Origin of the sequence: Pseudacidovorax sp. NFM-22 (assembly GCF_021401245.1) — a bacterium.
Classification (GTDB): Bacteria; Pseudomonadota; Gammaproteobacteria; order Burkholderiales; family Burkholderiaceae_C; genus Xenophilus.
Window position 1 is genome coordinate 785,577 of record NZ_JACBFY010000002.1, and the last position, 11,729, is coordinate 797,305.

An 11,729-nucleotide genomic window follows, 5' to 3' on the forward strand; every position below is an offset into this window, starting at 1 on the left:
GCTTCACCGGCCGCCCGGCGGCAGGATGCCCTGCGACTCCTCGGCCACCTGGGCATCCAGCCAGGCGCCGAAGGCCTGCACGGTCGCGTCTCCCGCCCGGTGCGGCGCCACGAACAGGCTGTAGCCGCGCGGTCCGTCTCCCTCGAAGGGATGGGCCAGGCACAGCTCGGCGCTGGCCAGCTCGCGCGCCACGCCGTAGCGCGGCATCAGGCCGATGCCCAGGTCGGCGCGCACCGCCTCCAGCACCATCGAGAACAGATCGAAGCGGTGGCCCACCATCGCATTCGCCGGAGGCCGGGCGATGCCGGCCTGCGCGAACCAGGCCTGCCAGGCGCCCAGGCGCGAGCTGAGCTGCAGCAGCGGCACGTCGCGGAAGTCGCCCTGCGCCACCGCGGCACGCCAGCGCGACCCTGATGCGCACACCACGACCACCCGCTCGGCGCGCAGCGGCCGCACGGCCGCGCCGGGCCAACTGGCGTCGTCGTACTGCAGGGCGACGTCGAAATGGGGCTCGTCCATGTAGACGTGCGTGGGAAAGACCTGCAGATGCACGCTGCAGGCCGGCTGCTCGGCCAGGAAGCCCGGCAGCCGCGGCAGCAGCCAGCGCTCGGCCAGCATCGGCACGGCGCCCACCAGCAGCCGCTCGCCGTCGGGGCGCTGGGCCATGGCCTCGAGGGTGTGGTTCTCCAGCCGCAGCAGGTCGCCGGCCACCTGCGCGTGATAGCGCCGGCCCGCCTCGGTGAGCAGCGTGCCCCGTGCGCCGCGCTGCACCAGGCGCACGCCCAGTTGCAACTCCAGCAGGCGCAACTGCTGGCTGACGGCGCTGTGCGTCAGGCACAGTTCCTCGGCGGCCTTGCCCACGCCGTGACAGCGGGCGACGGCGTCGAACACGAGCAGGGCGCGGGTACTGGGAAGGTGCCGGGGCATGTAAGAAAAACTGACGGTGCGGCGGATTAAATCAGAGCGGGGCGCGGATACAGCCGCCAGAATTTCCGCCGACCCGCGGCACCCCGTCAGCCTGATGACAGGTGCCGCATCCCCCCCGCCCCGATTGCCCTCCAACCGACGCCCATGACGCGCCCCTCTTCGATCCGGCCCTCCATGCCACGCCTGCGCCCGCTCGCCTCGCTGCTCGCCCTGTCCCTTGCCTTTGCCGGCGCCTCGGCGGCCTCGGCCCAGTCCTTCACCGCCATCGCGCCCACGCCCGCCCAGGTGCGGCCGGCGGTGGACCAGGCCTACACGCAACTGCTGTCGGCCCCGCAGATCCAGGCGCTGATGGAGGCGGTCAAGGCCGACCACGCGCGTTCCATCGACGACCTAAAGATGCTCACCGAGATCGAGGCGCCGCCCTTCAAGGAGCGCCCGCGCGCCGAGGCCTTCCTCGCGCGCATGAAGGCCCTGGGCCTGGCGGACGCCCGCATCGACAGCGAAGGCAACGTGGTCGGCCGGCGCAAGGGTACGGGCCAGGGGCCCACGCTGCTGATCTCGGCGCACCTGGACACCGTCTTCCCGGCCGGCACCGACGTCAAGGTCAAGGAGCGCGACGGCCGCCTGTACGCGCCGGGCATCTCCGACGACACGCGTGGCCTGGCGGTGCTGCTGTCCTGGCTCAAGGTGCTCAACGAGCAGAAGATCCAGACCGTCGGCGACCTGCTCTTCGTGGGCAACGTGGGCGAGGAGGAACTGGGCAACCTGCGCGGCATGAAGCACCTCTTTGCCGAGCACCGCGACATCGACGGCATGGTCGGCCTGGAGCCGGCACCGGACGGCACCGTCCTGATCCTGGGCACGGCCAGCCACCGCTACGAGGTGAACTTCAAGGGCCCGGGCGGCCACAGCTACGCCGCCTTCGGCCAGGTGCCCAGCGCCATCCACGGCATGGGCCGCGCCATCGCCAAGATCGCCGAGGTGCGCACGCCCACCTTCCCCAAGACCACCTTCACCGTGGGCACGGTGGCGGGCGGCACCTCGGTCAACACCATCGCGCCGGATGCACGCATGGCGGTGGACATCCGCTCGGACCAGATGGACTCCCTGCTCGCCACCGAGAAGAAGATCCTCGCCGCCATCGACGAGGCCGTGGCCGAGGAGAACAAGCGCTGGAACGTCGAGACGCTCACCGTGCAGACCAAGCTGATCGGCGACCGGCCGGGCGGCCGCACGCCGTCGGATTCGGTGATCGTGGAGGCGGCCACGCGCGCCAACGCCTCCTTCGGCCACAAGACGCTGCTGACGGGCGCCAGCACCGACGCCAACGTGCCGATGGCGCTGGGCATTCCGGCCATCATCGTGGGCGGCGGCGGCAAGACGGGCGGCTTCCATGCGCTGAGCGAATGGATCGACCTGACGGACGGCTGGAAGGGCGCCCAGAACTCCCTGGCCACGGTGCTCGGCCTGGTGGGCGTGCAGGGCGTGACGCAGCCGCTGCTGGAAAAGCGGCCGCCGCGCGCGCCGTGATTGCGTCAAATCCAGTGTCCAAAAGGTGAATTACGCACGGCTTCGCTGAAAAAGCGGCGCCGTTTCGCGAAGAAGACGAGGCCGCCCTGAACAATGGCGGCCTCGTTTTCATTTCGCAGGGAAGAAGCCATGGGCTTGCTCGATTCCGTCCTCGGCCAGGTGCTCAACAGCGGGGCACCGGCCCCGCACTCGCCGGGCAGCGATCCGGTCGCCATCTTCGGCAGCCTGCTGCAGGAAAGCGGCGGGGTCGGTGGCCTGGTGCAGAAGCTGCAGCAGGCCGGCCTGGGTGACGCCGTGGGCTCATGGATCGGCACCGGGCAGAACCAGCCCGTGTCGCCCGACCAGGTGCACGGCGCGCTGGGCCAGGACGTGATCGGCGCCGTGGCGCAGAAGCTGGGCCTGAATGTGCAGACGCTGCTGCCGCTGCTCGCGACGCTGCTGCCGGTGCTGATCGATCGCCTGACGCCGCAGGGCCGCCTGCCGGACCAGGAGCCGTCGCTGTCGGCTGGCGCGGGCGGGCTGGGCGATCTGCTGGGGGCGCTGGGCCCGCTGCTCGGCCGGCGCTGAGCGACGGTCCGGCCGGCCCGATCAGCCGGCCAGCCCACACGCCGCATGGGCTGAAGGCCGGGTCGCGACGATCCGCTTCAGGCCGCCTGTTCGGCCACGTGCTTGGCCGGCATCGCGGCCATCACCTGCGCGACGGCGGCCGTCAGCCGCTTGGCATAGGGCACGTGCAGGAACTCGTTGGGCCCGTGGGCATTGCTCTTCGGGCCCAGCACGCCGCAGACCATCATCTGCGCCTTCGGAAAGCCGGCGCTCAGCATGTTCATCAGCGGAATCGTGCCGCCCTGGCCGATGTAGCCGCAGGGCGCGCCGAAATGGGCCTGGCTGGCAGCGTCCAGCGCCTGCTGGAACCACGGCACCATGGCCGGCGCGTTCCAGCCGGTGGCGCCGCCGCCCGACTCGAAGGTCACCTTGGCCTGGTAGGGCGCGTTGTCCTCCAGCAGCGCCTTCAGCTCCTGCACCACCTGCGCCGCCTCCACCAGCGGCGGCAGGCGCAGCGAGAGCTTGAAGGCCGTGTAGGGCCGCAGCACGTTGCCGGCGTCCTTCAAGGCCGGGAAGCCCTCGGCGCCCGTCACCGACAGCGTCGGCCGCCAGGTGCGGTTGAGCAGCGCCTCGACCGGATCGGTGGTGGTCGGCAGCGCGAAGGCATTGGCGCCGCCGCAGTCGTAGTGGGCCCAGGGGAAGCGCTTGTAGACCTCGTCGCCCAGGATGGCGGCCGTGGCCTTGGCCTGCGCCAGGCGTTCGGCGGGCACCTCGCAGTGGAAGCTGGCGGGCAGCAGGCGGCCGGTCTTGCTGTCCTCCAGCCGGTCCAGCACCTGCCGCATGATGCGGAAGCTCGACGGCACCAGGCCCGAGGCGTCGCCCGAATGGATGCCCTCGGTGAGGATCTCCACCTTGAGCGTGCCGCCGGCCAGGCCGCGCAGCGAGGTGGTGAGCCAGAGCTGGTCGTAGTTGCCGGCGCCCGAGTCCAGGCAGACCACCAGCGCCACCTCGCCCAGGCGGCTGCGCAGCGCGTCCACGTAGGGCAGCAGGTCGTAGGAGCCGGATTCCTCGCAGGTCTCGATCAGGCCGACGATGCGCGGATGGGCCACGCCCTGCGCCTTCAGCGCCTGGATGGCCGCCACGCTGGCGTAGATGGCGTAGCCGTCGTCCGCGCCGCCGCGGCCGTAGAGCAGGCCGTCTTCGTACTTGGGCGTCCAGGGGCCGAGGTCGCGGCGCCAGCCGGTGAATTCGGGCTGCTTGTCCAGGTGGCCGTACATCAGCACGGTTTCGTTCATCGCCGTGCCGCTGGCGGGCAGCTCGAAGAACAGCACCGGGGTGCGGCCTTCCAGGCGCACGATCTCCAGCGTGAGGCCCTCGACCTTCTGCGCCTCGACCCAGGTGGCGGCATTGCGCAGCACCGTCTCCAGGTAGCCGTTGGCGGACCAGTCCGGATCGAAGCCCGGCGACTTCGCCGGAATGGCGATGTAGTCAGTGAGCTGGCGGACGATGTCGCCGTCCCAGCGGGCGGTGACGTCGGCCAGGGCGCGCTCGGTGTCGAGCAGGCCGGCGGGGAATTCTTTGTGCAGAGGGGCGTTCATCGGCGGTTCTCCGTGGGGCGCGTGGCCGGGGCAATCGATCCATTTTGCGCCGGGATGGGCCCCGGCGTAGAGTGCGCCAACCGCATCCCCCCAGCACGCCCATGCCCAAGAAAGCTGCCCCTGCCGCCGCCGACCTGCCCGCCCCGCCGCAGACGCCCGTGCGCGTGGGCATCGGCGGCTGGACCTTCGAGCCCTGGCGCGGCAGCTTCTACCCGCCCGGCCTGCCGCATGCGCAGGAGCTGGCCCACGCCAGCCGGCGCCTCACGGCCATCGAGGTCAACGGCACCTTCTACAGCACCTTCAAGCCCGACACCTTCCGCAAGTGGCGCGAGGCCACGCCCGAAGGCTTCGTCTTCTCGCTGAAGGCGCACCGCCTGACGACGCACCGGCGCGAGCTGGCCAAGGCCGGCGATGCGGTGCAGCGCTTCATCGGCAGCGGCCTGGCCGAGCTGGGCGACCGGCTGGGGCCCGTCGTCTGGCAGTTCATGCCCACGCATGCCTTCGACTCCGTGGACTTCGGCGCCTTCCTGGAACTGCTGCCGCCCAAGGTCGATGGCCTGCCGCTGCAGCATGTGATGGAGGTGCGACATCCCAGCTTCATCGATCCGGCCTACCTGGCCCTGGCCGCGCGGCACGGCGTGGCGACCGTCTTCACCGACAGCCCGAAATTCCCATCCTTCGACGCGCCGCAGGGGCCCATCGTCTATGCGCGGCTGATGGATGCGCAGCCGCGCTTCGCCAACGGCTATGCACCCCGCGCGCTCGATGCACTGGCGACCCAGGCGCGCGACTGGGTTGCCGAGCGGCCCACCTATGTCTTCTTCATCAACGGCCACAAGGAAAAAGCCCCCGCCGCGGCGGAGGCTCTTCTGAAGCGGCTGGCCGACGCGCCTTGAACGGCGCGCCGCGCAACGCGGCGATGGCGATGGCGATGGCGATGCTCAGGCCGCCAGGGCGGGCTTGGCGTCGCTCGCGGTGCTCGTGCCCACGCTGATCTCGCCGGAGAGCTGGCCGCCCTCCTCGATCACGATCTTGCCGTAGCGGATCTTGCCCGACACCTTGCCGGTGGCATGGATCACCAGCTTCTGGCGCACGGTCAGGTTGCCGTCGAACACGCCGCGGATCTCGGCGATGTCGATCTCGGCCGAGCCCTTGAAGGCGCCCTGCTCGGCGATCTGGATGACGCGCGAATCCATGGTCGCCTCGACCGTGCCCTCGACCACCAGCGTGTCGCAGTCGGTGATCTCGACGCCCTTGAGCTTGATGTTGGGACCGACGGTCAGCTTGCTGCCCGTTTCCTGCACCGGAGCCTGTGCGGCGGCTGGCGTTGCGGCAGATGCCGAGGCCAGCGCCGGCCCACCCACAGGATGGCCCGACAGCGTGCCGGCGCCCATCAGCGGGGCGGGACGCGAGGTCAGGCTTTCGTTGGGGTCACGGTCACGTTTGCCGAAGAAGGGGGATTGCGAAGCCAAAGGGTGATCTCCTTGCGAAAGCGCCAATGGTAGGCAAGTGATTCTGAATGTTGACACTTCTTTGCGAAAGATCGGTAACAACCCGCGGCAGGGCCGATGTCGCCGGCCTCGCCGCCTTGCCGTCAGAATTCGCCGCGTCCGGCCCCCACCCGCACTTCCTTCCTGCATGACCCCGCACAACGACCTCGCCCATCACGACGACGACATCCCAGGCATGTTCGATGACCGGGCGGCCGACGCCCGCTTCGGCAAACCCGCCTCCGGCTGGCGCCGCACGCTCTTCACGGTCATATTCGAATCGGAGACGCGGGCCGGCCGCAGCTTCGACCTGCTGCTGATCGCGGCCATCCTGACGAGCGTCGGCGTGGTCATGCTCGAGAGCATGGCCGGGATGCGGGCCCGCCATGGCGCCTTGCTGCACGGGCTCGAATGGGTGTTCACCGCGCTCTTCACCCTGGAGTACCTGGCCCGCCTGGTGTGCGTACAGCGCCCGCTGCGCTATGCCCTCAGCTTCTATGGCGTGATCGACCTGCTGGCCCTGCTGCCGACCTACCTGGTGGCCCTGGAGCCATCGCTGGGCGCGCTGATCGACGTGCGCGTGCTGCGGCTGCTGCGGGTGTTCCGCATCTTCAAGCTGTCGCGCTATGCGCACGAGTACCGCACGCTCGCCCTCGCGCTGGCGGCCAGCGCGCGCAAGATCACGGTCTTCCTGGGCTTCGTGATGCTGCTGGTGCTGGTATCGGGCACGCTCATGTACGTGGTGGAAGGGCCGCCGCACGGCTTCACCAGCATTCCCACCGCCATGTACTGGGCGGTCTCGACGATGACGACGGTGGGTTTCGGCGATCTGGTGCCCCGCACCGACATGGGCCGGCTCATCGCGTCGGCCATGATGCTGACCGGCTGGGGCGTGCTGGCGGTGCCCACCGGCATCGTCACGGCCGAGATGGGCGCGCAGCGGCGGCTGCAGACGCTGCGCGACCGCGCCGCCGCCGATGCGCATTGCACCGCCTGCGGCGCGGACGGCCATGCGGACGACGCGCACTACTGCCGGCGGTGCGGCACGCCTCTGCCACGCGCCGGCGCGGCACTCAATCCCGCTCGAACTTGAAGACGGCCGTCGCGGCGCGCAGGTTGGGCAACCAGCGCACCTCGCGGCCGTGCTGCACGCCGAACGCATCCAGCACGCGCAGGCGGTTCTTGCGCGCCAGGGCGTCGAAGTCGCGGAAGGTACCCACGCGGATGTTGGGCGTGTCGTACCACTGGTAGGGCAGCCTCCGCGTCACCGGCATGCGACCCTGCAGGATGCTCAGCCGGTTGGGCCAGTGCGCGAAGTTGGGAAAGGCGACGATGCCGATGCGGCCCACGCGTGCCGTCTCGCGCAGCATGATCTCGGCATTGCGCAGGTGCTGCAGCGTGTCGATCTGCAGCACCACGTCGAAGCTGGCGTCCTCGAACATCGACAGGCCCTCGTCGAGGTTCAGCTGGATCACGTCGACGCCGCGCCGCACGCATTGCAGCACGTTGCCGTCGGCAATCTCCACGCCGTAGCCGGTGCAGCCGCGCTCGCGCTGCAGGCGCTCGAGCAGCGCGCCGTCGCCGCAGCCCAGGTCGAGCACGCGTGCGCCCTCGGGCACGAGGCGGACGATGCGGTCGTTGATGTCGTGGGTCGTGCGCAAGGGCGTTCCTTCGGCGTCGCCTGCGGCGCGAGGGCCTTTGGGAGCAGCCGGGCGGGTGGTCATTGCAGCTCCTTCGCGATGCCGTCGAACCAGGCGCGCACGACGCCCAGATAGCGGGTGTCGTCCAGCAGAAATGCGTCGTGGCCGTGCGGCGCGTCGATCTCGGCGTAGCTGACGCTGCGGCGGTTGTCGAGCAGCGCCTTGACGATCTCGCGGCTGCGCGCCGGCGAGAAGCGCCAGTCGGTGGTGAAGCTCACGAGCAGGAACTTGGCCATGGCCCGCTCGAAGGCCGCGCGCAGGCTGCCGCCGTAGGCCGCGGCAGGGTCGAAGTAGTCGAGCGCACGCGTGATCAGCAGGTAGGTGTTGGCGTCGAAGTACTCGCTGAACTTGTCGCCCTGGTGGCGCAGGTAGCTCTCGATCTGGAACTCCACGTCGTGCGTGGTGTAGCGCACCTGCATGCCCTCGCGCAGCTGGCGGCCGAACTTGGCGTTCATCACGTCGTCGCTGAGGTAGGTGATGTGGCCGATCATGCGAGCGATGGTGAGCCCGCGCTTGGGCACCACGCCGTGGTCGTAGAAGTGGCCGCCGTGGAAGTCGGGATCGGTCACGATGGCACGGCGCGCCACCTCGTTGAAGGCGATGTTCTCGGCGTTGAGGTTGGGCGCGCTGGCGATCACCGCGGCGTGGCGCACGCGCTCGGGGTACTGCAGCGTCCACGACAGCGCCTGCATGCCGCCCAGGCTGCCGCCCATCACGGCGGCGAGGGTGTCGATGCCCAGTGCATCGAGCAGGCGGGCCTGGGCGTCCACCCAGTCCTCCACGGTCACCACCGGAAAGTCCGCGCCCCACGGCCGCCCCGTCGCCGGATTGGTGTGCATCGGCCCGGTCGAGCCGAAGCAGGAGCCCAGGTTGTTGATGCCGATGACGAAGAAGCGGTCGGTGTCCACCGACTTGCCGGGGCCGATCATGTTGTCCCACCAACCCTGCGACTTCGGCTGGCCGGCGTACTGGCCGGCCACGTGGTGCGAGGCATTGAGCGCATGGCAGACCAGCACGGCATTGCTGCGGTCGGCATTGAGCGTGCCGTAGGTCTCGTAGGCCAACGCGTAGTCGCCGATGGCGCTGCCGCTGCGCAGCGGCAGCGGCGTCGCGAAGGACATGGACTGGGGTGTGACGTCGAAGGACATGGGAGCAAAAAGAAAACCCGGCCTCGCCAAAAACGAGCCGGGTTGCGGGCATCCGTCTTTAGCTGCATTTATCAAGCGCCCGCAAGCTGGAGCAAATCGGCGCTGTGGAAAGTATAGGCCGGGCGGCGCCGTCGCCGCCCGGCGAGGGTCATGCCTCAGGCGCCCCAGCCGATCAGCGCGGCCACGCCCAGCACCAGGAAGATCACGGCCGAAATGCTGTGCACGAGCTTGATCGGCACCTTGCGCACGATGCGCTCGCCCAGCCACACCACCGGGGCGTTGGCCAGCATCATGCCCAGCGTGGTGCCGATCACCACCCACAGGTAGTCGTGCGTGAAGCGGGCCGCGAGCATGACGGTGGCGATCTGCGTCTTGTCGCCCATCTCCGCCAGGAAGAAGGCCACCAGCGTGGTGCCGAAGACGCCGAACTTGGAGACGCTGCGGGGCGCCTCGTCCTCGTCGAGCTTGTCGGGAATCAGCATCCAGACGGCCATCGCGATGAAGGACAGGCCCAGTATCCAGCGCAGGACCGTGGGCCCGAGGAAGCTGGTCACCCAGGCGCCGACGGCACCCGCCAGTGCATGGTTGACGACCGTGGCCGCAAAGATGCCGAGCACGATGGGCCAGGGCTTGCGGAAACGTGCCGCGAGGACGAGCGAAAGGAGTTGGGTCTTGTCACCCATTTCAGCCAGCGCGACGATGCCGGTGGCTACCAGAAAGGCTTCCATAGAGATGTGGGGTTCCTCGGCCGAAGGACGCAATCGACCACGCAGCGCCTTCGGCCTTGTTCCCGAAGCTGCGTGGTCAATGGTCTCGCCAGGTCTTCACTGCATGCACCATGTTCCGCGTGGGGCGCGGTACAAGTCTGTTGACGCATGCCCTTCTCGCACTCGGAAGGCGGCTACTCCCCAAAGACGGGGCGGATTCTAGCGACTCTTGCCGCGCTGCAGCATGACGTTATTGGTGTGGGTGCAGGACGCCTGCCGCGGTTGGCGTCAAAAAAAGGAGGCGCAACCGTGCCCGATTAACTCGATGATCTCTTCCGATTACTGAGGAAACCTGTGTTTTCACCGGGCCATCGATGTCAGTGTGCGCAAGCTTCTCAGGCTCACGGAGGTTGTTGCAATTCAAGGGAAATTCCTGTCCCCCTCCCAAATAAATCACCCATAATGGGTGGACCTTCGGCCCGGAAAGCCGCAGGCCATTGGGTGATCGGTCAGTTTCGTCAGCCCCGCAGGCCAACATGCTGCGGGTCTTGCGCCCGGGACTCCATCGCTGCTTTTCTTTGTGTTTTACAGGAGTCCCATTCATGGGCAACAAACTCTACGTCGGCAACCTGCCCTATTCGGTGCGCGACGGTGATCTCGAACAGGCTTTCGGCCAGTTCGGCGCAGTGACCAGCGCCAAGGTCATGATGGAGCGCGAAACCGGCCGTTCCAAAGGCTTTGGTTTCGTGGAAATGGGCAGCGACGCCGAGGCGCAGGCTGCCATTCAGGGCATGAACGGCCAGCCGCTGGGCGGCCGCAGTGTCGTGGTCAACGAGGCGCGCCCCATGGAGCCGCGTCCGCCCCGTAGCGGTGGCGGCGGCTACGGTGGTGGCGGCGGTGGTTACGGCGGCGGCGGCGGTGGCGGCGGCTACGGTGGTGGTGGCGGTGGTTACGGCGGCGGTGGTGGCCGCAGCGGTGGCGGCGGCTACGGCGGCCGCGGCGGCGGCGGTGGCGGCGGCAACGACGGCAGCTTCCGCAGCCCCTACGGCACCGGCCCGCGCGGCGGTGGCGGTGGCGGCGGTGGTCGCGGCGGCTACGGCGGCGGTGGCGGCGGCAACAACTACTGATCGCACACGTTGCCGTTCCGCTTTGCGGAACGACTCAACGAAAGGCTCCCTCGGGAGCCTTTTTCATGCGCGCCTGTTTGTGACGGGGCTGCCGCAGCCCTCCGCACGCCCGTCCGTCCAGCAGACAGGCTGCGAGGCGGCGGCACTCAGCGAGGCGTGTCGGCTTCGTCCCGGCGGCGCTTTCGGCCGCGGCCTTGCACCGCCCGGTCGTAGATGGCGTCGGGCAGCACCCTCATCAGTTTGGCGACGATCCCCATCTGCCAGGGAATGACGCGGTAGCTGAACCCGGCCTCGATGGTGCGGAAGGCTCGGTCGGCAAAGACCTCCGCGGAGATGAGGAAGGGCATGCCATAGCGATTACCCCGGGTGAGCGGCGTGTCCACATAGCCCGGACAGACCGTCACCACCCGGACACCGCTGCCGCGCAACTCGGTGCGCACGCTTTCGCAATACGCCACGACCGCCGCCTTGCTGGCGCAGTAGGCGCCATGCCCCGGCAGCCCCCGAATCGCGGCCACGCTGCCGATGCCCACCAGCCGCCCGCTCCCACGGCGCACCATCGCGGCGATGAAGGGATGGAAGGTGGCGGCCAGACCCACATTGTTGAGCGCGAAGGTCTCGGCCATCACGTCCAGATCGGCACGCTCGGCCGTGTCCATGCCGACGCTGATGCCCGCATTGGCAATGACCACCTCGGGCAAGCCTTGGGCAGCCAGGCAGGCCTCGCCCGCGGCGACGATGCTGTCCACCGCAGCCACATCGGCGCCGTAGATGCCGCAGCGATCCGGCCCCAGGCCCTGGGACGCCGCCCACTCCTGCATCTGCGCCGTGCGCCGCGCCACGAGCGCCAGCCGCCAGCCCGCCTGGGCATAGCGGGCCGCCAGCGCCTGCCCGATACCGCTGGACGCGCCGGTGATGAAGACCAGGGGGGCAAGGGCAGGGGCGGACATGGGCGA

Annotated in this window: 13 protein-coding genes and 1 riboswitch; of the genes, 5 read left to right on the forward strand and 8 right to left on the reverse strand. The window is 69.3% G+C overall.

Annotated elements, in window-relative coordinates; all coding sequences use genetic code 11:
- Window positions 1-3: 3 nt before the first annotated feature.
- Window positions 4-927: a LysR substrate-binding domain-containing protein gene (locus L0984_RS09200; RefSeq protein WP_234193389.1), complete on the reverse strand. Its 924-nt coding sequence runs from the start codon at window positions 925-927 to the stop codon at window positions 4-6.
- A gap of 144 nt (window positions 928-1,071) precedes the next feature.
- Here L0984_RS09200 and L0984_RS09205 point away from each other — a divergent pair, with 144 nt between their 5' ends.
- A complete protein-coding gene (locus L0984_RS09205; RefSeq protein WP_234193390.1) occupies window positions 1,072-2,457 on the forward strand; it encodes a M20/M25/M40 family metallo-hydrolase in 1,386 nt (461 codons plus the stop codon).
- A gap of 5 nt (window positions 2,458-2,462) precedes the next feature.
- Here L0984_RS09205 and L0984_RS29785 read toward each other — a convergent pair whose 3' ends face one another.
- Window positions 2,463-2,588 (reverse strand): hypothetical protein, encoded by a 126-nt coding sequence (locus tag L0984_RS29785; protein WP_255697244.1) that lies wholly within the window; start codon window positions 2,586-2,588, stop codon window positions 2,463-2,465.
- Between L0984_RS29785 and L0984_RS09210 the strand changes: the two genes are divergently transcribed.
- On the forward strand, window positions 2,587-3,024 hold the full coding sequence (locus L0984_RS09210) for a YidB family protein (RefSeq protein ID WP_234193391.1): 438 nt from the start codon (window positions 2,587-2,589) through the stop codon (window positions 3,022-3,024). The genes L0984_RS29785 and L0984_RS09210 overlap by 2 nt on opposite strands.
- Window positions 3,025-3,101: 77 nt before the next feature.
- On the opposite strand, the gene L0984_RS09215 is transcribed toward L0984_RS09210, so the two are convergent.
- Window positions 3,102-4,601, reverse strand: coding sequence for a M20 family metallopeptidase (locus tag L0984_RS09215; RefSeq protein WP_234193392.1), 1,500 nt, complete (start codon window positions 4,599-4,601; stop codon window positions 3,102-3,104).
- 101 nt (window positions 4,602-4,702) lie between these two features.
- Here L0984_RS09215 and L0984_RS09220 point away from each other — a divergent pair, with 101 nt between their 5' ends.
- A complete protein-coding gene (locus L0984_RS09220) occupies window positions 4,703-5,497 on the forward strand; it encodes a DUF72 domain-containing protein (protein ID WP_234193393.1) in 795 nt (264 codons plus the stop codon).
- Between the two features lie 45 nt (window positions 5,498-5,542).
- On the opposite strand, the gene L0984_RS09225 is transcribed toward L0984_RS09220, so the two are convergent.
- Complete coding sequence (locus L0984_RS09225) at window positions 5,543-6,073, reverse strand: bactofilin family protein (RefSeq protein ID WP_234193394.1); 531 nt, start codon at window positions 6,071-6,073, stop codon at window positions 5,543-5,545.
- A gap of 166 nt (window positions 6,074-6,239) precedes the next feature.
- Between L0984_RS09225 and L0984_RS09230 the strand changes: the two genes are divergently transcribed.
- Window positions 6,240-7,184: an ion transporter gene (locus L0984_RS09230; protein ID WP_370645918.1), complete on the forward strand. Its 945-nt coding sequence runs from the start codon at window positions 6,240-6,242 to the stop codon at window positions 7,182-7,184.
- Here the strand turns inward: L0984_RS09230 and metW are convergent.
- From metW to L0984_RS09245, 3 genes are all read right to left on the reverse strand, one after another.
- Window positions 7,165-7,752 carry a methionine biosynthesis protein MetW gene (gene metW / locus L0984_RS09235; RefSeq protein WP_234193395.1) on the reverse strand — a complete coding sequence of 196 codons (588 nt, stop codon included), beginning with the start codon at window positions 7,750-7,752 and terminating at the stop codon, window positions 7,165-7,167. The genes L0984_RS09230 and metW overlap by 20 nt on opposite strands.
- A gap of 59 nt (window positions 7,753-7,811) precedes the next feature.
- Window positions 7,812-8,939, reverse strand: a complete 1,128-nt coding sequence (metX, locus tag L0984_RS09240; RefSeq protein WP_234193396.1) for a homoserine O-succinyltransferase MetX — start codon at window positions 8,937-8,939, stop codon at window positions 7,812-7,814.
- A 155-nt stretch (window positions 8,940-9,094) separates the two neighbouring features.
- On the reverse strand, window positions 9,095-9,667 hold the full coding sequence (locus L0984_RS09245) for a TMEM165/GDT1 family protein (protein ID WP_076506987.1): 573 nt from the start codon (window positions 9,665-9,667) through the stop codon (window positions 9,095-9,097).
- Between the two features lie 16 nt (window positions 9,668-9,683).
- Window positions 9,684-9,861: riboswitch (yybP-ykoY riboswitch) on the reverse strand.
- Window positions 9,862-10,248: 387 nt separating this feature from the next.
- Between L0984_RS09245 and L0984_RS09250 the strand changes: the two genes are divergently transcribed.
- Complete coding sequence (locus tag L0984_RS09250; protein ID WP_234193397.1) at window positions 10,249-10,773, forward strand: RNA recognition motif domain-containing protein; 525 nt, start codon at window positions 10,249-10,251, stop codon at window positions 10,771-10,773.
- 146 nt (window positions 10,774-10,919) lie between these two features.
- Here L0984_RS09250 and L0984_RS09255 read toward each other — a convergent pair whose 3' ends face one another.
- The gene (locus L0984_RS09255; RefSeq protein ID WP_234193398.1) at window positions 10,920-11,723 is read right to left on the reverse strand and encodes an SDR family oxidoreductase; all 804 of its coding nucleotides are present in this window, start codon (window positions 11,721-11,723) and stop codon (window positions 10,920-10,922) included.
- Window positions 11,724-11,729: the final 6 nt, after the last annotated feature.

What these genes read in the sequence shown, in the direction of transcription:
- L0984_RS09245 (WP_076506987.1), bottom strand. Translation starts at nt 9,667, where the DNA reads ATGGAAGCCTTTCTGGTAGCCACCGGCATCGTCGCGCTGGCTGAAATG.
- L0984_RS09230 (WP_370645918.1), top strand. Translation starts at nt 6,240, where the DNA reads ATGACCCCGCACAACGACCTCGCCCATCACGACGACGACATCCCAGGC.
- L0984_RS09210 (WP_234193391.1), top strand. Translation starts at nt 2,587, where the DNA reads ATGGGCTTGCTCGATTCCGTCCTCGGCCAGGTGCTCAACAGCGGGGCA.
- L0984_RS29785 (WP_255697244.1), bottom strand. Translation starts at nt 2,588, where the DNA reads ATGGCTTCTTCCCTGCGAAATGAAAACGAGGCCGCCATTGTTCAGGGC.
- L0984_RS09215 (WP_234193392.1), bottom strand. Translation starts at nt 4,601, where the DNA reads ATGAACGCCCCTCTGCACAAAGAATTCCCCGCCGGCCTGCTCGACACC.
- metX (WP_234193396.1), bottom strand. Translation starts at nt 8,939, where the DNA reads ATGTCCTTCGACGTCACACCCCAGTCCATGTCCTTCGCGACGCCGCTG.
- L0984_RS09255 (WP_234193398.1), bottom strand. Translation starts at nt 11,723, where the DNA reads ATGTCCGCCCCTGCCCTTGCCCCCCTGGTCTTCATCACCGGCGCGTCC.
- L0984_RS09200 (WP_234193389.1), bottom strand. Translation starts at nt 927, where the DNA reads ATGCCCCGGCACCTTCCCAGTACCCGCGCCCTGCTCGTGTTCGACGCC.
- L0984_RS09250 (WP_234193397.1), top strand. Translation starts at nt 10,249, where the DNA reads ATGGGCAACAAACTCTACGTCGGCAACCTGCCCTATTCGGTGCGCGAC.
- L0984_RS09220 (WP_234193393.1), top strand. Translation starts at nt 4,703, where the DNA reads ATGCCCAAGAAAGCTGCCCCTGCCGCCGCCGACCTGCCCGCCCCGCCG.
- L0984_RS09205 (WP_234193390.1), top strand. Translation starts at nt 1,072, where the DNA reads ATGACGCGCCCCTCTTCGATCCGGCCCTCCATGCCACGCCTGCGCCCG.